The following is a 22,029-nucleotide window of genomic DNA, read 5'->3' on the forward strand; positions in this document are numbered from 1 at the left end:
CGCGTCGGCGTACGGGGCGTGGTAACCATTACTCGTCGATGGACTTCTGATAGCCGGCGGCATCCAGCAGTTTGCTGAGTTCCGCTTCGTCAGAAGCCTTGATGCGGAACAGCCAGCCGTCGCCATAGGCATCGCTGTTAACCAGCTCCGGCGAGCCGTCCAGCTCTTCATTCACCGCGATGATTTCACCGCTGATTGGCGCATAGATGTCGGACGCGGCTTTCACCGACTCCGCCACCGCGCAGTCGTCGCCGGCGGCAACGGTGGCGCCGACTTCCGGCAGATCGACAAACACCATATCCCCCAGCAGCTCTTGCGCATGCTCGGTGATGCCCACCACATATTCGCCATTACCTTCGCTGCGCACCCACTCGTGAGAGGTAGCGTATTTCAGTTCAGTTGGTACATTGCTCATCGCCCGCGACTCCTTCAAAATAAAATCAAAAAGTAATTAATCAATCAGTGACTTACCGGCACGTACAAAACCGGGTTTGGTGACCTTCACCGGCATTTCACGGTTGCGGATCTGCACGATGGCCTGCTCGCCGATGCCGGCCGGCACCCGCGCCAGCGCAATGCTGAAGCCCAGCGTCGGTGAGAACGAGCCGCTGGTGATCGCCCCTTCCTGCGTCTGGCCGGCTTCATCGGTGAAACGCACCGGCAGCTCATTACGTAATACGCCCTTTTCCGTCATCACCAATCCGACCAGTTGTTCGGTGCCCTGCTCGCGCTGCTGCTCCAGCGCGTCGCGGCCGATAAATTGACGGTCCTGCGGCTCCCAGGCGATGGTCCAGCCCATATTGGCCGCCAGCGGCGATACGCCTTCATCCATCTCCTGGCCATAGAGGTTCATCCCGGCTTCCAGGCGCAGCGTGTCGCGCGCGCCGAGGCCGGCCGGCTTCACGCCCGCTGCCAGCAGACGCTGCCAGAAGTCGGCCGCCTGCTCTTGCGGCAGGGCGATCTCATAGCCCGCTTCACCGGTATAGCCGGTGGTGGCGATAAACAGCTCGCCGGCCTGTACGCCGAAGAACGGTTTCATGCCGGCCACCGCCTGCTGTTGTTCGGCGCTCAGCAAAGTGCCGGCGCGCTCTTTGGCCTGCGGCCCCTGCACCGCGATCAGCGCCAGGTCGTCGCGCACCCGCAGCTCTACGCCATACGGCGCCGCGTGCTGCTCAATCCACGCCAGATCCTTATCGCGCGTGGCGGAGTTCACCACCAGACGGAAATAGTCTTCCGTCAGGAAGTACACGATCAGATCGTCAATCACGCCGCCGGAGGCATTCAGCATGCCGCTGTACAGCGCTTTGCCGGGCTGGGTGAGTTTGGCAACGTCGTTCGCCAGCAGATAGCGCAGGAACTCCCGGGTGCGGGCGCCGTGCAAATCGACGATGGTCATGTGGGAGACATCGAACATGCCGGCGTCCTGACGCACGGCGTGGTGCTCATCAATCTGCGAGCCGTAATGCAGCGGCATCATCCAACCATGAAAATCGACCATGCGAGCGCCGCATGCCACGTGCTGCTCATACAGTGGGGTTTGCTTTGCCATCTTATCCCTCTTTTCACCATGTCCCCGTCATCACCCGGCCGCGCTGCGGCAGGCTGACTCTGTTCCGGGGTTAAAATGCCGTGCGAGACCGGGGCGAAAACGGCGCCCATCAGCACGACGCAAACGATACCCTTTACCCGAACTTATCACCGAACGTCGTTTTTAACCATAAGTTAAAATAGGCCCGGCGCGCTGTGCGGCAGGGAAAATGTCGCGCTAGTGTGCAGAGTTTTTCACTGGAAAAATGCGTCTTAAGGCACAAAATTAACAATTAAAGCGGCAAATGTCCGATGTTATATAACAAATACGCTGTAACAGAAGGAGTTATGGCCTGTGATTCCTCTTCACCGGATTACAAAAACTAATGGGTTGTCGGGCGTTAAATTAGATTATTTCAAATGAAGGGTAATATAAGGAAAATTGATGGCTGAAAGCATAAAAAACAGGGGCGCCGTGGTAGCGCCCCCGTGTGAATCACACTCTCTGACGAAGCAACGCTAAGCCAGCCACTCCGGCAGATCGTTCAGCCCCATTGCCTGACGCACCAGCTTCGGCTTGACGCCCGGCAGGCTGTCGGCCAGCCGCAGGCCAACGTCGCGCAGCAGCTTTTTGGCCGGGTTATTGCCGTCAAACAGTTCGCGGAACCCCTGCATGCTGGCCAGCATCACCGCCGCGCCGTGTTTACGCCGGCGTTCATAACGCCGCAGATACAGGTGCTGGCCGATATCCTTGCCCTGCCGCTGCAGGCGCTTCAGCTCCGCAATCAGCTCTGCGGCGTCCATAAAGCCCAGATTGACGCCCTGCCCGGCCAGCGGGTGTACGGTGTGCGCCGCGTCCCCCACCAGCGCCAGACGGTGGCCGGCAAAGTTGCGGGCATAGCGTCCGGTCAGCGGGAAGGTCAGACGCTCGCTTTCCAGCGTGCAGCGTCCCAGACGCATATCAAAGGTCATGCTCAGCTCGCGGTTAAACGCCTCCGGCGACAGCTGGCTGAGCCGCTCGGCCTCTTCCGGCGCCACTGACCAGACGATCGAACACAGGTGCGGGTCACCAAACGGCAGGAAGGCCAGAATGCCGTCACCGTGAAACACCTGACGCGCCGTGGCCAGATGTGGCTCTTCGGTACGGATGGTGGCGACCAGCGCGCTGTGGCGGTAGTCCCAGAAGGTAAGCGGAATATCGGCGTGCTGACGCAGCCAGGAGTTGGCGCCGTCGGCGCCCACCACCAGCCGCGCACTCAGCATACGGCCGTCCTCCAGCGTGATAAAGGCGTCGTTCTCGCCCCAGGCGACCTGTTTTAACGCCGCCGGCGTCAGCAGCGTCACGTCCGACAGCGTCTGCGCCTTGCGCCACAGCGCCTGCTGAATCACGTTGTTTTCTACAATATGGCCCAGATGGCTGAAGCCGCACTCATCGCCGCGGAAGGCGATTTTACCGAAGCTGTCGCGGTCCCACACTTCCATCGCATTGTAGGCGCTGGCGCGCAGCTGCAGAATATCGTCCCAGACGCCAATCTGTTGCAGCAGACGTTCGCTGGCCGCGTTGATGGCGGAAACGCGCAGCGCCAGCTGCTCCGGAACGCCCTGCTCCGGCTGACGGTGCTCCAGCACCGCCACGCGCAGGCCGCTGCCCTGCAGGCCGCAGGCCAGCGCCAGCCCCACCATACCGCCGCCGGCGATAACCACATCGAATGATTGCATGCTGCTGATTCCTTAAAAACGCCTTAAATAATGGGGAGCGGCATCGCGGGCGTCAGCCTAGCGCTCGACCCAGCCCAGGGTGCGTTTGGCGAAGGCATCGCGCACCACGGGTAAATGTTCCATCGCCATCAAGCCCAGATTACGCCCAACCACCAGCGGCGCATAGCGGTTGGCGAACAGTTTGATCAGGCCGTCGGTCACGCCGATGGTCGCCTGCTGGTCCTGCTGACGTCGCCGCTGGTAGCGGCCGAGCACCGCATAGGCGCCGAGATCTTCACCGGCCTGCGCCGCTTGCGCCACGGTTTCCGCCAGCGACATCACGTCGCGCAGGCCCAGGTTGAAGCCCTGCCCGGCGATCGGGTGCAGCGTCTGCGCCGCATTGCCCACCAGCGCCAGCCGGTGAGATACGTGCTGCTGCGCGGTCAGCAGGCTCAGCGGATAGCTGTGGCGCTTGCCGACCTGCAGCATCCGCCCCAGACGCCAGCCGAACGCCTGCTGCAGCGCCTGCAGAAAACGCGCGTCGTCCCAGGCATCCACCCGCTCGCGATCGTCGCGGTCGTGACACCAGACCAGCGAACTGCGCCCCTGCGACATCGGCAGCAGCGCCAGCGGCCCGTGACGGGTAAAACGCTCAAAGGCGCGCCCCTGCGGATCCTGCTCGCTGGTGACGTTGGCGATGGTGGCGAACTGCGGGTAGTCCTGCTGCCGCCACTGCACGTTGCAGGCGCGCGCCAGCGCGGAACGCGATCCGTCCGCGGCGACCAGCAGCTGGCCGCTCAGGCGCTGCCCGTTGTCCAGCTGCACCACGGCCTGCTCGCGGCTGCGCGTCACGTCGACCACCTTGGCCGGACAGTGCAGCGTCACGCCCGGCGCTTTTTCCAGCAGGCCAAACAGCCGCTGGCCGGCGTCGTACAGTTCGATCACCTGCCCCAGCGCCTCGACCTGATAGTCCTGTGCCGACAGATTGACGAAGCCGGCATGGCCGCGGTCGCTGACGTGCACCTGAGAAATCGCCGTCGCGCAGTCGCGCAGCGCAGGCCAGACGCCGATGCGGCTGAGCTGCTGGCAGGTGCCCTGCGCCAGCGCAATGGCGCGTGCGTCAAATCCCGGATGCATCCGGTCGCCCGGCCGCGTGGCTTCAACCACGTCAATGCGCACCCGGCCCTGCGTCAGCGACGACAGCGCCAACGCCAGCGTCGCTCCGGCCATCCCGCCGCCAACGATAATTACGCTCATCTTATCTTGCCGCCGCCATCAACGCTTCGATCGCATCGGCGTCTTTCACCACGCTGGCGGTCAGGTTCTCATTGCCGTCCGGCGTAATCACGATATCGTCCTCGATACGGATGCCGATGCCGCGGTAGGCCTCCGGCACGTCGGCGTCCGGCGCGATATACAGCCCCGGCTCCACCGTCAGCACCATGCCCGGCTCCAGCAGCCGATCGCGGTTCGGCGAACCGTAATGGCCGACGTCGTGCACATCCAGCCCCAGCCAGTGGCTCAGGCCGTGCATAAAGAACTGGCGGTGCGCCTGTTCGGCGATCAGCTGCTCGACGTCGCCTTTCATCACGCCCAGCTCCACCAGTCCGGTGACCATAATGCGCACCACTTCCGCATTCACTTCGCCGATGCTGGTGCCGGGTCTGAACAGCGTCAGCGCCTTGTTGAGGGAGGCCAGCACAATGTCATACACCGCGCGCTGCGGCTCGCTGAACCTGCCGTTGACCGGGAAGGTGCGGGTAATATCGCCCGCATAGCCCTGGTACTCACAGCCGGCGTCGATCAGCACCAGATCGCCGTCGCGCATCTCACTTTCGTTTTCGGTGTAATGCAAAATGCAGGCGTTTTCACCGCTGCCAACGATGGTGTTGTACGACGGATAGCGGGCGCCGAGGCGGGTAAATTCGTGGTGAATCTCCGCTTCCAGCTGGTATTCGAACATGCCCGGGCGGCATTTTTCCATCGCGCGGGTGTGCGCCAGCGCGCTGATTTCCCCGGCGCGGCGCATCACCGCCAGCTCTTCGGCCGATTTAAACAGCCGCAGGTCGTGCAGCCACGGCCGCCAGTCGGTCACGGTGGCCGGCGCCTGGAAGTTCTGGCGGAAGCCTTTGCGCAGCTTATCCAGCGCGGCGTAGAGGATCTGGTCCGCATAGGCGTATTCGCCCTGCGCGTGGTACACCACATCCAGACCGTTAAGCAGCAGATGCAACTGCTCATGAATTTCATCGAACGGCAGCGCGCGGTCCACGCCCAGCCTGGCGGGCGCCGCCTCCTGCCCCAGACGGCGGCCGAACCAGATTTCCGCCGTCAGATCGCGCACCCGGTTGAACAGGACGCTGTGGCTGTGCGTTTCGTCGCTCTTAATCAGAATCAACACCGCTTCCGGTTCGTTAAAACCGGTCAGATACCAAAAATCACTGTTCTGACGGTAAGGATATTCTGAATCTGCGCTGCGCGTGGCTTCCGGCGCGGCAAAGATCACCGCCGCGCTGCCCGGCGCCATTTTCGCCAACAGCGCCTGGCGGCGGTTCTGAAATTCCTGCTGAGTCATGTCCTTCTCCTGAAATCAAGTCGGCCGAAGCGCACGGTCGATACGAATTTTAGTGCAGCGTAGGTTTGACGTTTTCCACCGCGGTCGGCTGGCGGCGGTTGAACTCGTTATAGCAGAGGATCGCCGCCATACGGACGTATTCCGCCACTTCTTCCAGCGACTGCTCCAGCTCTTCCTGGTCTTCGTCTTCGTCGTAGCCCAGCTGCGCGATGCTGCGCAGGTCGTCAATCGCCTCGCCCACTTCATCCTTCACCTGTGCCAGCTTCGGCTGCATCATGCCGAGGCCCAGCAGGAAGTGGTTAACCCAGCCGGACAGCGCATCGGCGCGTTCGAACACCGTGACCGCCTCGCCTTCAGGCAGCATCAGCTGGAACATAAATTCGTCATCGGCCAGCGTTTCGCGGATCTGATCGTACACCTGCTGCAGCGGCTGGCTCAGCGCCTGCGGGAACGCCACGCCTTCATTGGTCAGGTCGTGCACCAGCGTGCGCCAGCTGGCGTCATTGTTGCCGCCGCACAGCAAACCGCTGATTAAACCGTGCATTTCCGCCGCGGTTAACGCCACCGCCTGCTGGTTCAGCGCGGCGGACAAAGTGAAGTAATTTGGCTGTGTATTCTGTATAGACATGCGTATTCGTCATCGTTGGCAGGATAAGTTCGTGTTATGCTACCACCAAGGTCCGTGGTTATACCAGATAAGCACGCCCCTTCAGTGGCCGGTGGCAATCCGTCTGTGTCAGGGTTGGCCGGGATGATGGCAACGTTCGCCGCGGTCTGGCTATTTTTTTGACTGCCGCCGCAACGCACAGTAGATTATCATCAGGTTACTGAATAACCACGGGATAAGATGCCGGGTTTTAAGGGGTTGTATCTTGGTGCCGAGGTATATATAGTGGCGCCCCGCTTCGATAGACCGGAGCCGGCGCGAAATTTAGGCAGGAAGGTGGCATGTCTGCACAACCAGTAGATATTCAAATTTTTGGCCGTTCGTTAAGGGTGAATTGCCCGCCAGAACAACAAGATGCGTTGAACATGGCGGCAGACGATCTTAACCAGCGGTTGCAAGATCTCAAAGTTCGCACTAGAGTCACAAATACTGAACAGCTGGTTTTCATTGCCGCGTTGAATGTTTGTCACGAACTTGCGCAAGAACGCTTGAAAACTCGTGATTATGCGGCCAATATGGAACAGCGCATCCGTATGCTGCAACAGACCATTGAACAGGCGCTGCTTGAACAAGGTCGCATCTCTGACCGTCAGGATGATGCACAATTCGAATAACGTAAGTTGCTGAACGCTAACGGTTTGGCAATGAGTAAAAAATTTCTCTGAGATGTTTGCCAGCGGGCCAGTCCCCTGAGCCGATATTTAGTACAAACAGAATGTATTGCTCCGCGATCGGTGAGCATGCTCGCTTGTCGAGAAGCCTTAAGATTGCGACGGTACGTTCACCTTGAACCTCGGGTTCAAGGGTTACAGCCTGCGACGGCATCTCGGAGATTCCCCCTTTTCTCAGGTTTACGCGGCCTTTAACGCGCCATGCGATCATGCCCATGATGCATTTCCAACCTCAGTTCGCCCAGCAGCGACAGGCTATCCGTCAGCAAATCCGTCAGCGACGCCGTGCGCTTTCCGCTCAGCAACAGCAGCTTTTCGCCGAGCAGACCGCCGAGCGCATCGCCGCCCATCCGCGCATTGTTGCCGCCGACAGCGTCGCGGCGTTTCTCTCTTTTGACGGCGAGCTGGACACCCGCCCGCTGATCGAGCGCCTGTGGCACATGGGGAAACGGGTTTACCTGCCGGTGCTGCACCCGTTCAGCCCGGGGAATCTGCTGTTTTTGCACTATCACGCCGGCAGCGTGCTGCGTCCCAACCGCTTTAATATTCTCGAACCTGAACTGGACGTGCGTAACGTGCTGCCCACCTCGCAGCTGGCGGTCATTCTGGCGCCGTTGGTGGCGTTCGACGCTCGGGGACAGCGTCTGGGTATGGGCGGCGGCTTCTATGACCGTACGCTGCAGCAGTGGCAGCACGGCGGCCCCTATCCGATCGGGCTGGCGCACGACTGTCAGCAGGTGGAGAGCATCCCGAGCGAACACTGGGATATTCCGCTGCCGGAGATCGTCACCCCGTCCAAAGTCTGGGCCTGGCAAATCGCCCAATAGCAAAAGGCCGGGACAAGCCCGGCCTTTTTATCAGCGCTGAAACGCGAATCAGAACAGCAGGCGGGCGCGAATGGTGCCGGCAATGGCCTTCATCCGCTGCAGCGCTGCGTCGGCGCGTTCGGTTTCCGCTTCGATATCAATCACCACATAACCAATTTCCGGGCCGGTCTGCAGATACTGCGCGGCGATGTTGACGCCCTCTTCGGCAAAGATCTGGTTAATCTGGGTCAACACGCCGGGGCGGTTTTCATGGATATGCAGCAGGCGGCTGGCGTTCGGGCTGTGCGCCGGCAGCGACACTTCCGGGAAGTTAACCGCTGACAGCGTAGAGCCGTTATCAGAATACTTCGCCAGTTTGCCGGCCACTTCATCGCCGATGTTTTCCTGCGCTTCCTGCGTGGAACCGCCGATATGCGGCGTCAGGATCACATTGTCAAACTCGCACAGCGGCGAATTGAACGGATCGCTGTTGGTCGCCGGCTCTTCCGGGAACACGTCAATTGCCGCGCCCGCCAGGTGCTTGCTGGACAGGGCTTCGCACAGTGCCGGAATATCGACGACGGTGCCGCGGGAGGCGTTGATCAGGATCGAGCCAGGCTTCATCAGCGCCATCTCGTCCTTGCCCATCATGTTCTTGGTCGATGGCGTTTCCGGCACGTGCAGGGTGACGACGTCGCTCATATTCAACAGGTCGGACAGATGACGCACCTGCTGCGCGTTGCCGAGCGGCAGTTTGTTCTCAATATCGTAGAAGAACACCTTCATCCCCAGCCCTTCGGCCAGAATGCCCAGCTGGGTGCCGATATGGCCGTAGCCGATGATGCCCAATTTCTTGCCACGCGCCTCGTACGAGCCTACGGCCAGTTTGTTCCACACGCCGCGGTGCGCCTTGGCGTTGGCCGACGGGACGCCGCGCAGCATCAGCAGCAGCTCGCCCAGCACCATTTCGGCAACGGATCGGGTATTGGAGAAAGGTGCGTTAAACACCGGGATGCCGCGTTTGGTCGCCGCTTTCAAATCCACCTGGTTGGTGCCGATGCAGAAGCAGCCTACCGCCACCAGCTTCTCGGCCGCGGCGAAGATTTCTTCGCTCAGATGCGTGCGCGATCGAATGCCGATGAAATGCGCATCGCGGATCGATGCCTTGAGTGACTCGGTGTCTAACGCACCTTTGTGATATTCAATGTTGGTATAACCGGCAGCGCGCAGATTATCCACCGTGCTTTGATGAACCCCTTCCACTAACAGGAATTTAATCCTGTCTTTCTCCAATGATACTTTTGCCATTTACCCGACCCTATGTTCAGACTTCAGAAGCGGCTGTTCCCTCTTCCGCTCGCAGGCGCCCCGCAGGGTTTTCACCTTGCCGGCAGCCGGATGACGGGAAGAGATAAAACAGCTCGACCACCAACATAGCAAAAATAACGCGGGCGGCAATACAAACGATTGCTCAGCCCGTGGCGCAAGGGGCAGTTCAGGCAGCGGATTCTGGTTGAAAATGCCATGCAGGCAGAATTTGGCAGCAGCTTAACCGAGGTTATGACAAAAATGTGATATATGTCACCAAATTGGCCGGATTAAAGAAAAGATATTTTCTACCGAAAATTATGCCGGCAACGGGCCACGCCGGACGGCGCAGCCCGTATCTGCGGCCAAACGTTATTCGACCACTTTGACGCCGTCTGCGGTGCCGACCAGCGCCACATCGGCGCCGCGGTTGGCGAACAGCCCGACGGTGACCACGCCGGCGATGCCGTTAATCTTGTTCTCCAGCGCTACCGCGTCGGTGATGCTCAGGTTATGCACGTCGAGGATCACGTTGCCGTTATCGGTGACCACGTTCTGACGATACTCCGGCAGGCCGCCCAGCTTCACCAGCTCGCGCGCCACGTAGGAACGCGCCATCGGGATCACCTCGACCGGCAGCGGAAACTTGCCCAGCACGTCTACCTGTTTGGAGGCATCCACAATGCAGATAAACTTGCGGGCGATGGCGGCAATGATTTTTTCCCGCGTCAGCGCTGCGCCGCCGCCCTTGATCATCTGCATATGGCCGTTGATTTCGTCCGCGCCGTCAACGTAGATATCCAGCGAATCCACTTCGTTGCTGTCGAATACGTGAATGCCGAGGCTTTTCAGCTTGGCGGTAGAGGCATCGGAGCTGGACACCGCGCCCTCAATTTGATCCTTGATAGAGCCCAGCGCGTCAATAAAGTGAGCGGCGGTCGACCCGGTGCCCACGCCGACGATGGTGCCCGGCTTCACGTATTCCAGCGCCGCCCAGCCTACCGCTTTTTTCAGTTCATCCTGCGTCATGCTATTTTCCATTGCCTATATACGAAAACGTATGCGTATTATAGGGTAAATCGCTCCGCTGCATGCAGGTATGGATCGCAAATTGTGGCCCGTGCACGCCAGACCGCAGTGATGCAAGCGGCGCTATTTAAGGTATAGTGCCAGAAACCATTTACATTAAGGGATATCTCTCCGATGAAACGCCCAGACTACAGAACGCTACAAGCGCTGGACGCGGTGATCCGTGAACGCGGCTTCGAACGCGCGGCACAAAAACTTTGCATCACCCAATCGGCGGTATCTCAACGCATCAAACAGCTGGAAAACCTGTTTGGCCAGCCGCTGTTGGTCCGCACCGTGCCGCCGCGCCCCACCGAGCAGGGGCAGAAATTGCTGGCGCTGCTGCACCAGGTGGAACTGCTGGAAGAGGAGTGGCTGGGCAACGATACCGGCGTCGATACGCCGCTGCTGCTGTCGCTGGCGGTCAACGCCGACAGTCTGGCGACCTGGCTGCTGCCGGCGCTAAAGCCGGTGCTGGCCGACTCGCCTATTCGTCTGAACCTGCAGGTGGAAGATGAAACCCGCACCCAAGAGCGCCTGCGCCGCGGCGAAGTGGTCGGCGCGGTCAGTATTCAACCGCAGCCGCTGCCCAGCTGCCTGGTCGATCAACTGGGCGCGCTGGACTATCTGTTCGTCGCCTCGCCGGGCTTTGCCGAACGCTACTTCCCGAACGGCGTCACCCGCTCGGCGCTGCTGAAAGCGCCGGCCGTCGCCTTCGACCATCTGGACGACATGCATCAGGCCTTCCTGCAGCAAAACTTCGATCTCTCGCCGGGCAGCGTGCCCTGCCATATCGTTAACTCGTCGGAGGCCTTTGTGCAGCTGGCGCGTCAGGGTACTACCTGCTGTATGATCCCGCACCTGCAGATCGAGAAGGAGCTGGCGTCCGGCGAACTGATCGATTTGACCCCGGGGCTGTTCCAGCGCCGGATGCTGTTCTGGCACCGCTTCGCGCCGGAAAGCCGCATGATGCGCAAAGTAACCGACGCCCTGCTGGAGCACGGCCGCCAGGTGCTGCGCCAGGATTAAAAAAGGCGCCGTTACCGGCGCCCTGCTGTACTGTCTGCGGCTTACTGCGCGCCGCCGCGCTGCAGTTCAAACACCACGTCAACCTGATCGTCAAAATGGATGCTCTGCTGCTCATAGGTCTGCGCGGCGCTGGTTTCCGGCGCGGCGCTGGCGGCCTTATACATGCGGGCAACCGGCATCGGCTGGTAGTTGGCAACGTGGTAGCGGATGCTGTACACCGGCCCCAGCTTGGCCTTAAAGCCCTGGGCCAGCGACGCCGCCTGCTGGGTAGCGTTCTCAATCGCCTGCTGGCGGGCCTTCTGCCGGTACTCGTCCGGATTCGCGACCCCCAATTCCACCGCGCGGATCTCATTCAGGCCGGACTTCAGCGCGCCGTCCAGCAGCTCGTTCAGTTTATCCAGCTTGCGCAGCGTCACCTGCACCTGACGCACCGCGCGATAGCCTTTCAGCACCGACTCGCCGCTCTTCAGGTAATCGTATTCCGGCTGCGTGCGCAGGTTGGCGGCGCTGATGTCTTTTTTCTCAATGCCGTTTTTCTGCAGGAAATCGAAATACTGCGCAACGCGCTCATCAACCTGTTTTTTTGCCTGCGACGCATCCTTGGAGGATACGCTGACTTCAATCGCCAGGGTGGCGATATCCGGGGTGGCGTCGACGCTGGCCGTCCCGGAGGTCACCACGTGCGGCCCTTCCGGCACTTCCGCCGCCTGCAGCGCCATCGGTAACGTTCCTAATCCAACCATTGCGGCCATAGCCAATGCTTTTAGCTTCACAGTGTCTCCTTAAATGACAGGCTGTTCTGATTCCTGCTTATTCATGCCGATCTTTCAGCGCGACGAAAGGCAATTTACTTTCATTTACGCGACCGTCGTCCGGCATCAACAATCAGATCCTTGCCATCAACCCTAGCATATCGTCCGGTTTTTTTGATTCAGATTAGTGCCAAATTATGATCCTGCCCCCGTTGAGCGCTCTATTGCATGCCATTCCAGGCCAGCTGCACGGCGATGGCCCACATCACCAGCCCCACCAGAATATTGATGATTCTCTGGGCCAGCGGCGCTTTCAAATACGGCGATAACCAGGCCGCCAGCAACGCCAGCACGTAAAACCAGACCACGGACGCGCTGACCGCACCGAAGGCGAACCAGGAACGCACTTCCGGCGCAAACTGGCTGCCCAAACTGCCCAACACCACAAAGGTATCCAGATAGACGTGCGGATTCAGCCAGGTGACCGCCAACATGCTGACAATAATGCGCCAGCGGCTCTGCGCCAGCTCGCTCACGCTGACCTCGGCGACATCACGATTAAAGGCGGCGCGGAACGCCCCCCAACCGTACCATAGCAGAAAGGCGACGCCGCCCCAGGTCACCAGCATCAGCAACAGCGAGGAGCGGTGCAGCAGCGCGCTGCCGCCAAAAATCCCGGCGCAGATCAGCGCGATATCGCTGAGCGCGCACAGCGACGCCACCAGCAGGTGATTCTGTCGGCGAATCCCCTGATTCATCACAAACACATTCTGCGGCCCTAACGGCAAAATCATCGCGGCGCTCAGGGCAAAACCCTGGAGAAAAACGGCAAACATGATAACTCCTCATCCGATACGTCGATTGACCGGGCGCATCATACGAGGAAGTCATTATTAGGTGAAATTGATAATTCTAATTCACCATTAACAAGATTAATGATCGGGCGGGAGGATAAAAAAAGGGGCCTGACGGCCCCTGGCGGCGTTATTCCGCTTTGGCGGATGCGCCTTCGGTACGATACAGATGAACATCCATCTGCGGGAACGGAATGCCGATATTGTTGGCATCCAGCGCGCGCTTGAAGTTTTCCATCAGATCGAAATACACGTCCCAGTACTGCGCGTTGGTGGTCCAGGAACGGGTGACGAAGTTCAGGGAAGACGGCGCCATTTCGGTCAGACGAACGGTCACGCCTTTATCGTGCATGATGCGCTTATCGGCGGCGATCACGTCGCCCAGCACCTTTTTCACCACGTCGATATCGGCGTTATAGGCCACGCCCACCACGATATCTACGCGGCGGTTCGGCTCGCGCGAGTAGTTGATAATGTTGCCGGCAATGATTTTACCGTTTGGCACCACAATCGTTTTGTTATCCGCAGTACGCAGCGTGGTGGAGAAAATCTGCACCTGATCGACGGTGCCGGCAATGCCGCCAAGGTCGACGTATTCACCGGCGCGCAGCGGACGGAATGCCACCAGCAAAACGCCAGCGGCAAAGTTGGACAGCGAGCCCTGCAGCGCCAGACCCACCGCCAGGCCGGCGGCGCCCAGTACGGCGATTACCGAGGTGGTCTGCACGCCGACGCGTCCCAGCACCGCGATAATGGTAAAGGCCAGAATGGCGTAACGCGCCATCGCCGACAGGAAGTCGGACACCGTAGCGTCAATACCACGCAGTTTCATCACCCGGTTCAGCGCATTGCTGACCACACGGGCAACGATCATCCCTACGATCAGAATCGCGATAGCGGCGACGATATTCACCGCATACTGAATCAGCAGATCCTGATTTTTTACCAGCCAGCTGCTGGCATTATTAATACCGTTTACTACGTTGAGATCTTCCATTCTAACGTCCTAATTAAACAAGCTCCCAGCGGGAGAAATCGCAAAAATACATCGCATTGACCGATGCGGAAACCACCGCGTAAGGGTAACCAACAATGGTGCGCGTTGCCAACTCTGCCAGCAAAAGTTGGGCAAAAATATCGGATAGGCCCCAAAAAATAAAGGCTCCCGCCAGGGGAGCCTTGTCAGCATCAGGCAACGGGTACGGCGCGCCGCACCGGCCGGGGGATTACAGAACGTCGATCGCGTTCAGATCCTTGAAGGCCTGTTCCAGACGCGTCACCATGCTTGACTGTGCAGCGCGCAGCCAGACACGTGGGTCGTAATATTTCTTGTTCGGCTGATCGGCGCCTTTCGGGTTACCCAGCTGGCTTTGCAGATAAGCTTCGTTTTCTTTGTAGTACTGCAGGATGCCGTCCCAGGTCGCCCATTGGGTATCGGTATCGATGTTCATCTTGATCACGCCGTAGCTGACGGACTCTTTGATCTCTGCGTCGCTGGAGCCGGAGCCGCCGTGGAACACGAAGTCCAGGCTGTTGTGCGGCAGGTTGAATTTCTCGGAAACGAATTTCTGAGAATCACGCAGGATGGTTGGCGTCAGCTTGACGTTGCCCGGCTTGTACACGCCGTGTACGTTGCCGAACGAAGCAGCGATGGTGAAGCGCGGGCTGATGGCGTGCAGTTTTTCGTACGCGTAAGCCACGTCTTCCGGCTGGGTGTACAGCGCAGAGGCGTCCATATGGCTGTTGTCCACGCCGTCTTCTTCGCCGCCGGTGCAGCCCAGTTCAATTTCCAGGGTCATGCCGATTTTGGCCATGCGCGCCAGATACTTGGAGCAGATCTCGATGTTTTCTTCCAGCGACTCTTCAGACAGGTCGATCATATGGGAAGAGAACAACGGTTTGCCGGTGGCGGCAAAGTGTTTTTCACCGGCGTCCAGTAGGCCATCGATCCATGGCAGCAGTTTTTTCGCACAGTGGTCGGTATGCAGGATAACCGGCACGCCGTAATGTTCAGCCATCTGATGCACATGGTAAGCACCAGAGATTGCGCCCAGAATCGCCGCGCCCTGAGGAACGTCAGTCTTCAGGCCCTTGCCAGCGATAAACGCGGCGCCGCCGTTGGAGAACTGCACGATCACCGGCGCACGTACTTTAGCCGCGGCTTCCAGTACTGCGTTGATAGAATCGGAGCCGACGCAGTTTACCGCCGGCAGCGCAAAGTTGTTCTCTTTAGCGACTGCAAAGACTTTCTGAACGTCATCGCCAGTGATGACACCCGGTTTTACGAAATCAAAAATTTTAGACATGTTACTTTGTCCCGTTTCGTCTGCCGTTGTACCTTCTTTCCCCGTCCGCACGCCGGGCGTCCGGACAAGAGTCATCAGGTAGATGGATGTAAATCGTTGCTACTCCGAGCCGCAACCGGCGCGGAATAAAACAAACGGGCGGCTTGCGCCCCCCGTTGTCAGAATTACTGCTTAGCTCGCTCTTCCAGCATCACTACCGCCGGCAGCTGTTTCCCTTCAACAAATTCCAGGAATGCACCGCCGCCGGTGGAGATGTAGGAAATTTTGTCGGCGATATCAAACAGGTCAATCGCCGCCAGGGTGTCGCCGCCGCCAGCGATGGAGAATGCATCGCTGTCTGCAATGGCGCGCGCCACGATTTCGGTCCCCTTACGGAAGTTAGGGAACTCGAACACGCCAACCGGGCCATTCCACAGAATGGTTTTGGCGTTCTTCAGGATAACGGCCAGACGCTCGGCTGAAACGTCGCCCATATCCAGAATTTGCTCGTTGTCTTGAATTTCATTGGCCTGCTTAACCGTCGCCGTCGCGGTTTCAGAGAACTCGGTGGCCACGCGCACGTCGGTCGGCACCGGGATGTCGCAGGTTTCCAGCAGTTTCTTGGCGTTGTCGATCAGATCAGGCTCATACAGAGACTGGCCGACGTTGTTGCCCTGCGCCGCCACGAAGGTGTTGGCGATGCCGCCGCCAACGATCAGCTGATCGGCGATTTTAGACAGGGAGTCCAGCACGGTCAGTTTGGTGGAAACCTTGGAGCCGCCGACGATGGCAACCATCGGACGGGCCGGGTTGCCCAGCGCCTTGCCCAGCGCTTCCAGCTCGGCGGACAGCAGAGGACCGGCACAGGCGACCGGCGCGAACTTGCCCACGCCGTGGGTGGAGGCCTGCGCGCGGTGCGCGGTGCCGAAGGCGTCCATCACATACACGTCGCACAGCGCCGCATATTTTTTAGACAGGGTTTCGTCGTCCTTTTTCTCGCCTTTGTTAAAGCGCACGTTCTCCAGCACCACCAGCTCGCCTTCGGCAACGTCAACGCCGTCCAGGTAGTCTTTCGCCAGACGCACCGGGTTGCTCAGATGATCTTTCAGGTAGTTGACGACAGGCAGCAGAGAGAATTCTTCGTTGTACTCGCCTTCGGTAGGACGACCCAGGTGGGACGTTACCATCACGCGCGCGCCCTGCTTCAGCGCAGCTTCGATCGTCGGCAGGGAAGCGCGGATACGCGCGTCGGAAGTCACTTTACCGTCTTTCACTGGTACGTTCAGGTCAGAACGGATAAGAACGCGTTTTCCTGCCAGATCCAGATCGGACATCTTAATTACAGACATGGTGAACCCTCTTGGTTGATTCTCTTAAAAGTTGCCTATCCCCGCCTCTTTCAGACCTGTCGCCTGGAATTCTGCGGGTTTACACGGCCGCGCCCCAACGGCGCCACCGTACTAGAAACCGCTTGCGGCCATTGCCCGGGTGGTATCCAACATCCGGTTGGCAAAGCCCCATTCGTTATCGCACCAGACCAGGGTCTTGATCAGGTGCTGTCCGCTGACCCGCGTCTGCGTGCCGTCGACGATGGCGCTGTGCGGGTCATGGTTAAAATCAATCGAGACTAATGGTAGTTCCGTATAGTCAACTATACCACGAAATGATCCCCGTGCGGCCTTTTGCAGCAGCTGGTTGACCTCTGCCACCTTCACCTGCGAACTCACGCTGACGCTCAGATCGATAGCCGTCACATTAATGGTCGGCACCCGCACCGAGATCGCCTCAAAACGGTCGCAGAACTGCGGAAAAATACGGGTGATGCCGGCGGCCAGTTTGGTATCGACCGGAATGATCGACTGGCTCGCCGCACGCGTCCGGCGCAGATCCGTATGATAGGCGTCGATCACCGGCTGATCGTTCATCGACGAGTGAATAGTGGTGACCGTGCCGGATTCAATACTGTAGGCATCGTCCAGCAGCTTGATCACCGGAATAATGCAGTTGGTGGTGCAGGACGCATTGGAAACGATGCGATGTTCCGCCCGCAGCGTCTGATGATTGACGCCAAACACCACGGTGGCGTCCAGATCGTTGCCGCCGGGATGAGCGAACAGCACTTTCTTCGCGCCGGCCGCCAAATGGGCTTCGCCGTCCTGACGGCTGCCGTACACGCCGCTGCAGTCCAGCACCACGTCCACGCCCAGCTCGCCCCACGGCAGCTGCTCCAGCGCCGGCTGATGCAGCAGGCGAATCGCGTCGTCGCCCACCGTCAGCACGTCGCACTCCTGCCGCACGTCCCAGGCAAAGCGCCCGTGGCTGGAGTCATATTTCAGCAGGTGAGCCATCCCTTCGGCATGCGCCAGCTCATTGATTGCCACCACGGAAATTTCGGCGCGTCGTCCTGATTCATACAGTGCGCGTAAAACGCTGCGGCCAATGCGGCCAAAGCCGTTTATCGCTATGCGGATGGTCATGCTTGTTCCTGCTAAATGGCCCACCCTTCCAGACTTATTCGCCGGATTGCGGGTGGCGCTGACGAGTTATCCTGCTAATCTGTATAGAATACTTTAGCGAACCGCCTGCTGTGAATCACCGCGTAATACTATTCGCCAACTGAATACGTAAAGATAACCGCTCACTGCGTGATTTTCAGCGGCCGTTCACACCAACTGAAACGCTTCAGCCGAGCATAAACCAAAGTTTTTTGAAAAGGAACAGATCCGACACCTTGTCCGGCAACTCGCGGGCACTTTGCGGTAATAAAATGATCTGGCGCACACTTTTGCCCACTAGCAACCGCCTGCCGCCGATCCGTTTTTCTTCTGCCTTTTCCCACGCGCCTTACATTTACGGGCATCTACAAGGAGCTAATAATGAGTGAAGTTAAGATTGTCGCCACCCTGACCCCGCGACCGGAATATGTTGATGCCGTCAGAACGGCAGCCAGAAACATGGTGCCGCAAACTCATAATGAGCCGGGCTGCCTGCAGTACGACCTGCATGAAACACGCGAAATCCCCGACGTGCGCGATCTGCAGAATCAGGGCCAGACCTCTTTCGTGTTTATTGAGCGCTGGGTCTCCGAGCAGGCACTGAAAGAGCACGTGGCGATGAGCTATCACGATGACTTCCTGGCGGTGCTGGACGGTAAACTGGCCAGCCTGAACGTACAGAAGCTGACCCAGCTGGAGCCATCCAAAGCCTGAGCGGCCCTGCCATAGCATGAAAAAGGCGCCGCAACGGCGTCTTGAGGTTGATGACAACGTCGTCTTATGACCCGAGATACCCGGGCCTAGCGTAACGAGGGGCGCTCCGGCGGCTTACGCCGCTACGACCCCATCGCCACGCTTTCCCTAATAACAGGCTTTGTCAGCAGTCTGAAGGCGCCGCAACGGCGCCTTCAGACTAGCGACGCACCACCCCATCGGAGTTTGACGACAGCTGGCGGAATATCTGCAACGGCTCCGGCCCGTCAGATAGAACAGCTTTATTCGATGACAAAAGTTTTTCGGTTTTCAGTCCTGGAAATCATAAGCGTCATGCTATTGATACCCCGTTACGCCGACTTCCCCCCTCCGCGGCCGGATATGCCGCCCAGCCGTTGCTCCCCAGCGCCAGAATGTGGAACAACCGGCCTCTGAAACCGTATCACTGCTTACCCGGAGTATAAGCGACGATCGACACCCATCGGTTAAGAAAGTAATTCCCGTTCGGTTGACTGCACGCCACCAACTGGAATTATTATTTTGTTTTCACAACCAAAAGAATATTTATTTTATTTGGTAAGGATCACAGAACCGGGTCGGAAATATGCCCATACTGCCTTCCGCCGGTCGGGCATTTTTTTTACCCCGATTATGCACACGTGTGCAATACTAAGAAAACGACATACGACCATAGAATTGCCCACGGAAATCGCCACCGAAATAGCGCGACGTTATCAATGTCCTGTATCACCGCCGCTATTGTTATCCGACGCAACAGTCTCAGGCACTCCGTCAGCGACTGATTCAGGTCGACTTCTCATCAATAAGGACAACAACATGTTTATATTACGTAAATTACTGGCGGGGCTGTTCTTTGCTGCCATTTCCATCAACAGCGCGCTGGCCGCCTCCTCTTGGACGCTGGAAAAAGTCGTGGAAGTCAGCCGCCACGGAGTTCGTCCCCCAACGGCGGGCAACCGCAGCGCCATGGAGGCCGGGAGCGGGCGCGCCTGGCCGGTCTGGTACAACCGGGACGGCGAGCTCACCGGTCACGGCTATGCCGCCGCTCTGCTGAAAGGCCAGGCCGAAGCGGAGAACTGGCGCCAGCACGGCCTGTTGCCGGCGGGATGCCCCGCTCCGGGCGATCTCTATGTCTGGGCCAGCCCGCTGCAACGTACCCGCGCTACCGCCAGGGCATTGACCGACGGCGCGTTCCCCGGCTGCGGTGTCACGATTCACGGTCTGAAAGGCGAGCACGACCCGCTGTTCCACGCGCTGAAAATGGGATTGGTCACGCTGGATCCGCAGCAGGCCAAGGCCGCTATCGACCAGGCGATGAAGGGCTCTCCCGAGCGGTTAAAACAGCGCTATGCCGGTGATATCGCCCGCCTGAAGCAGGCGGTCTGCGCCGGAGACCACTGTCCGGTATTCGATGAGCCCTGGACGCCGCAGGTCAGCGCCAACGGCAAGGTCGCGATTCAGGGGCTGAATGTCCTGTCGAATATGGCCGAGACTATTCGCCTGGCCTGGAGCGAAAATCTACCGCCGGAGCAGGTCGCTTTTGGACATGCCCGCAACGCCACTGAGGTCGCCGCTCTGATGCCGCTGCTCACCCTGCGGTACAGCCTGACCAATGATATTCCGCTGGTAGCCCGGCGCGGCGGCTCGGTGCTGCTCAACCAGATCGCGCTGGCGCTACAGCCCGGCAAACGTGACCCGAAAGGGCCGCCTGAAGCGCGCTGGCTGCTGATTGTGGCCCATGACACCAATATTGCGTTTCTGCGGACTCTGCTGGGCTTTAACTGGCAGCAGGGAAACTACCCTCAGGGCAATATTCCGCCGGCCGGCAGCCTGGTATTCGAACGCTGGCGCGACAACGACAGCGGACAGCGCTATATCCGTATTCTGTTCCAGTCCCAGAGCCTGGATCAGCTCCGCAACCTGACGCCGCCGGGGCCAAAGCATCCGCTGCTGAAAACCGAATACCGCGCCCCGGGGTGCCGCACCACCGACGTGGGTACGCTCTGCCCGCTGTCCTCCAGCCTGGCACATATGCATAAGGCTATCGATTCAGACGCGCTGCCAGACATCGGCTGGCACTCTGAGTGGTAATCACCGCTGACTAAACGCCCGCAGCGGAACCCTTTCCCTGCGGGCCGCTTCGCCGCAATACCGCGGCGCGGAGCTCATCCATCATGAAATATCTTATTTCGCTGCTGCTGTGCTTGAGCGGTGCGGTCCATCACGCTTATGCGCTGGAACTGAAGTATTACCATGAGGTTGCCGATGTCGATAAGATCCATAAGGAGAGCCTGGGCATCAGCCATGGCTTTTCCGGCGGCTTCGGCGCCGGTCTGGAATATAAACGCGCGGCCCGGGAATCAGGGAGCGCCGCATGGCGCCACGGCGGCCACGATGAATTAAAATATCATTTGAAGCAGAAATTTCAGCCGTATTCATTACTGGACGTCACGCCGGAGATGGGCTGGAGCAGAAAAGCCAACTCCCGTAAATATAAGCCGCAGCTGAAATTGAGCTACCACTATACGAAACATCAAAAGCTGTCGCTGATGTATCGCTATGAAATAAAAAGAACCACGGGAAAAGCACGTAAGCAGACGCAAATCTGGCAGTTAATGAACGGCGATAAAATAGCCGGGGTAACGCTGAATTACGGCGTTAAATATAAGAAAAGCAATCAGCCGCTGTATCGCGGCCACCGGGAAGACGTGGAAGGAAAACTGCAAGTCAGCTACCGGCTTACCCCCAGCCTGGCGCCGTTTATTGAGTTAAAAAATACCGCCGTTTCCAGCAGCAGCGCTCATCGCCAGACGATGTTGAAAGCGGGTTTTGTCTGGCGGATGCTATAAACGCGACAGCCCACGCATCGCGTGGGCTGTTAATGTTCCGAATCGGTATGATTATTCGGTCACTTTTTTCTTCAGCTCTTCAGCGCCCTGCTTGGTTTTATCCCAACCTTTCTCGGCGCCTTCTTTGGTTTTATCCCAGGTTTTTTCAGACCCGGCTTTGGTTCTGTCCCAGGCCTTGCCAGTGCCTTCCTTCGTTTTATTCCAGCCTTTCTCGGCGCCTTCTTTGGTTTTATCCCAGGTTTTTTCAGACACGTCTTTGGTCTTGTCCCAGGCCTTGCCGGTACCTTCCTTCGTCTTATTCCAGCCTTTCTCGGCGCCTTCTTTGGTACTGTTCCACCCCTTTTCTGTGCCTTCTTTGGCCTTGTGCCAGGTTTCCTGAGATTTCTCACTCACCTTGTGGCTCATGGTGTCACTTTTCCCTTCCGCTGCATGCTCAGATCTCAGCGCTTCGCCTTTATTCTGCGCCTGATGCAACGTCTCTTTTGCCGTGTTAGCACCTTTATGCGCTTCAGCTACGGCCTCATCGGATGCATGGGTAACCGTGTTGGCAAACACCGGTGCGGCCAGGAAAAGCGCAGATAGCGCAACAACTGTTTTTTTCATAGTTCCCTCATCTACAGACGTATGGATGTCACATCCGGTCAATCATGACATAAACATAACGGCGTGTAATAGCCCGGCACGTGAAGCGCGCATAAAAAAGCCGGTCAGCT

At 58.7% G+C, this 22,029-nt stretch carries 22 protein-coding genes and 1 other RNA gene; 7 read left to right on the forward strand and 16 right to left on the reverse strand.

All coding sequences use genetic code 11. The features are described 5' to 3' along the window. Positions 1-28: 28 nt before the first annotated feature. The 6 genes from gcvH to D781_RS17610 all read right to left on the reverse strand — a co-directional run bounded on the left by gcvH (position 29) and on the right by D781_RS17610 (position 6,425). Positions 29-415, reverse strand: a complete 387-nt coding sequence (gcvH, locus tag D781_RS17585; protein ID WP_015673679.1) for a glycine cleavage system protein GcvH — start codon at positions 413-415, stop codon at positions 29-31. Between the two features lie 36 nt (positions 416-451). Then, positions 452-1,549 carry a glycine cleavage system aminomethyltransferase GcvT gene (gene gcvT / locus D781_RS17590; RefSeq protein ID WP_015673680.1) on the reverse strand — a complete coding sequence of 366 codons (1,098 nt, stop codon included), beginning with the start codon at positions 1,547-1,549 and terminating at the stop codon, positions 452-454. Between the two features lie 497 nt (positions 1,550-2,046). Further along, on the reverse strand, positions 2,047-3,246 hold the full coding sequence (ubiI, locus tag D781_RS17595; protein WP_015673681.1) for an FAD-dependent 2-octaprenylphenol hydroxylase: 1,200 nt from the start codon (positions 3,244-3,246) through the stop codon (positions 2,047-2,049). 57 nt (positions 3,247-3,303) lie between these two features. After that, the gene (gene ubiH / locus D781_RS17600; RefSeq protein WP_041411869.1) at positions 3,304-4,482 is read right to left on the reverse strand and encodes a 2-octaprenyl-6-methoxyphenyl hydroxylase; all 1,179 of its coding nucleotides are present in this window, start codon (positions 4,480-4,482) and stop codon (positions 3,304-3,306) included. Between the two features lies 1 nt (position 4,483). After that, positions 4,484-5,797 (reverse strand): Xaa-Pro aminopeptidase, encoded by a 1,314-nt coding sequence (gene pepP, locus D781_RS17605; RefSeq protein WP_015673683.1) that lies wholly within the window; start codon positions 5,795-5,797, stop codon positions 4,484-4,486. Between the two features lie 49 nt (positions 5,798-5,846). Continuing rightward, positions 5,847-6,425, reverse strand: a complete 579-nt coding sequence (locus tag D781_RS17610; protein ID WP_015673684.1) for a YecA family protein — start codon at positions 6,423-6,425, stop codon at positions 5,847-5,849. A 320-nt stretch (positions 6,426-6,745) separates the two neighbouring features. Between D781_RS17610 and zapA the strand changes: the two genes are divergently transcribed. From zapA to D781_RS17625, 3 genes are all read left to right on the forward strand, one after another. Continuing rightward, positions 6,746-7,078, forward strand: coding sequence for a cell division protein ZapA (gene zapA, locus D781_RS17615; RefSeq protein WP_015673685.1), 333 nt, complete (start codon positions 6,746-6,748; stop codon positions 7,076-7,078). 41 nt (positions 7,079-7,119) lie between these two features. Then, positions 7,120-7,301, forward strand: a non-coding RNA gene (gene ssrS, locus D781_RS23020) — 6S RNA. A gap of 52 nt (positions 7,302-7,353) precedes the next feature. Further along, complete coding sequence (locus D781_RS17625; protein WP_041412197.1) at positions 7,354-7,962, forward strand: 5-formyltetrahydrofolate cyclo-ligase; 609 nt, start codon at positions 7,354-7,356, stop codon at positions 7,960-7,962. A 48-nt stretch (positions 7,963-8,010) separates the two neighbouring features. Here D781_RS17625 and serA read toward each other — a convergent pair whose 3' ends face one another. Then, complete coding sequence (gene serA / locus D781_RS17630; protein ID WP_015673687.1) at positions 8,011-9,249, reverse strand: phosphoglycerate dehydrogenase; 1,239 nt, start codon at positions 9,247-9,249, stop codon at positions 8,011-8,013. Between the two features lie 372 nt (positions 9,250-9,621). Continuing rightward, positions 9,622-10,278, reverse strand: a complete 657-nt coding sequence (rpiA, locus tag D781_RS17635; protein WP_015673688.1) for a ribose-5-phosphate isomerase RpiA — start codon at positions 10,276-10,278, stop codon at positions 9,622-9,624. Between the two features lie 174 nt (positions 10,279-10,452). Between rpiA and D781_RS17640 the strand changes: the two genes are divergently transcribed. After that, positions 10,453-11,346, forward strand: coding sequence for a LysR family transcriptional regulator ArgP (locus D781_RS17640; protein ID WP_015673689.1), 894 nt, complete (start codon positions 10,453-10,455; stop codon positions 11,344-11,346). A 41-nt stretch (positions 11,347-11,387) separates the two neighbouring features. Here D781_RS17640 and D781_RS17645 read toward each other — a convergent pair whose 3' ends face one another. The 7 genes from D781_RS17645 to epd all read right to left on the reverse strand — a co-directional run bounded on the left by D781_RS17645 (position 11,388) and on the right by epd (position 17,714). Continuing rightward, positions 11,388-12,119: an oxidative stress defense protein gene (locus tag D781_RS17645; RefSeq protein WP_015673690.1), complete on the reverse strand. Its 732-nt coding sequence runs from the start codon at positions 12,117-12,119 to the stop codon at positions 11,388-11,390. 200 nt (positions 12,120-12,319) lie between these two features. Continuing rightward, on the reverse strand, positions 12,320-12,934 hold the full coding sequence (gene argO, locus D781_RS17650) for an arginine exporter ArgO (RefSeq protein ID WP_015673691.1): 615 nt from the start codon (positions 12,932-12,934) through the stop codon (positions 12,320-12,322). 148 nt (positions 12,935-13,082) lie between these two features. Beyond that, positions 13,083-13,949 carry a small-conductance mechanosensitive channel MscS gene (gene mscS, locus D781_RS17655; RefSeq protein ID WP_015673692.1) on the reverse strand — a complete coding sequence of 289 codons (867 nt, stop codon included), beginning with the start codon at positions 13,947-13,949 and terminating at the stop codon, positions 13,083-13,085. A 13-nt stretch (positions 13,950-13,962) separates the two neighbouring features. Beyond that, positions 13,963-14,148 (reverse strand): hypothetical protein, encoded by a 186-nt coding sequence (locus D781_RS23735; protein WP_124014458.1) that lies wholly within the window; start codon positions 14,146-14,148, stop codon positions 13,963-13,965. 30 nt (positions 14,149-14,178) lie between these two features. Continuing rightward, entirely contained in the window at positions 14,179-15,258 is a 1,080-nt protein-coding gene (gene fbaA, locus D781_RS17660) for a class II fructose-bisphosphate aldolase (RefSeq protein ID WP_015673693.1), read from the reverse strand. Between the two features lie 164 nt (positions 15,259-15,422). Beyond that, positions 15,423-16,586, reverse strand: coding sequence for a phosphoglycerate kinase (gene pgk / locus D781_RS17665; RefSeq protein WP_015673694.1), 1,164 nt, complete (start codon positions 16,584-16,586; stop codon positions 15,423-15,425). A gap of 111 nt (positions 16,587-16,697) precedes the next feature. Next, positions 16,698-17,714, reverse strand: coding sequence for an erythrose-4-phosphate dehydrogenase (gene epd / locus D781_RS17670; RefSeq protein ID WP_015673695.1), 1,017 nt, complete (start codon positions 17,712-17,714; stop codon positions 16,698-16,700). Between the two features lie 399 nt (positions 17,715-18,113). Between epd and D781_RS17675 the strand changes: the two genes are divergently transcribed. From D781_RS17675 to D781_RS17685, 3 genes are all read left to right on the forward strand, one after another. Further along, positions 18,114-18,446 (forward strand): putative quinol monooxygenase, encoded by a 333-nt coding sequence (locus D781_RS17675; RefSeq protein WP_015673696.1) that lies wholly within the window; start codon positions 18,114-18,116, stop codon positions 18,444-18,446. An 837-nt stretch (positions 18,447-19,283) separates the two neighbouring features. Continuing rightward, the gene (locus D781_RS17680) at positions 19,284-20,558 is read left to right on the forward strand and encodes a histidine-type phosphatase (RefSeq protein WP_015673697.1); all 1,275 of its coding nucleotides are present in this window, start codon (positions 19,284-19,286) and stop codon (positions 20,556-20,558) included. An 83-nt stretch (positions 20,559-20,641) separates the two neighbouring features. Then, positions 20,642-21,316 carry an oligogalacturonate porin gene (locus D781_RS17685; RefSeq protein ID WP_015673698.1) on the forward strand — a complete coding sequence of 225 codons (675 nt, stop codon included), beginning with the start codon at positions 20,642-20,644 and terminating at the stop codon, positions 21,314-21,316. Between the two features lie 51 nt (positions 21,317-21,367). Here D781_RS17685 and D781_RS17690 read toward each other — a convergent pair whose 3' ends face one another. After that, on the reverse strand, positions 21,368-21,919 hold the full coding sequence (locus D781_RS17690) for a hypothetical protein (RefSeq protein ID WP_015673699.1): 552 nt from the start codon (positions 21,917-21,919) through the stop codon (positions 21,368-21,370). Positions 21,920-22,029 lie beyond the last annotated feature (110 nt).

This window comes from Serratia sp. FGI94, assembly GCF_000330865.1.
Taxonomy (GTDB): domain Bacteria; phylum Pseudomonadota; class Gammaproteobacteria; order Enterobacterales; family Enterobacteriaceae; genus Serratia_B; species Serratia_B rubidaea.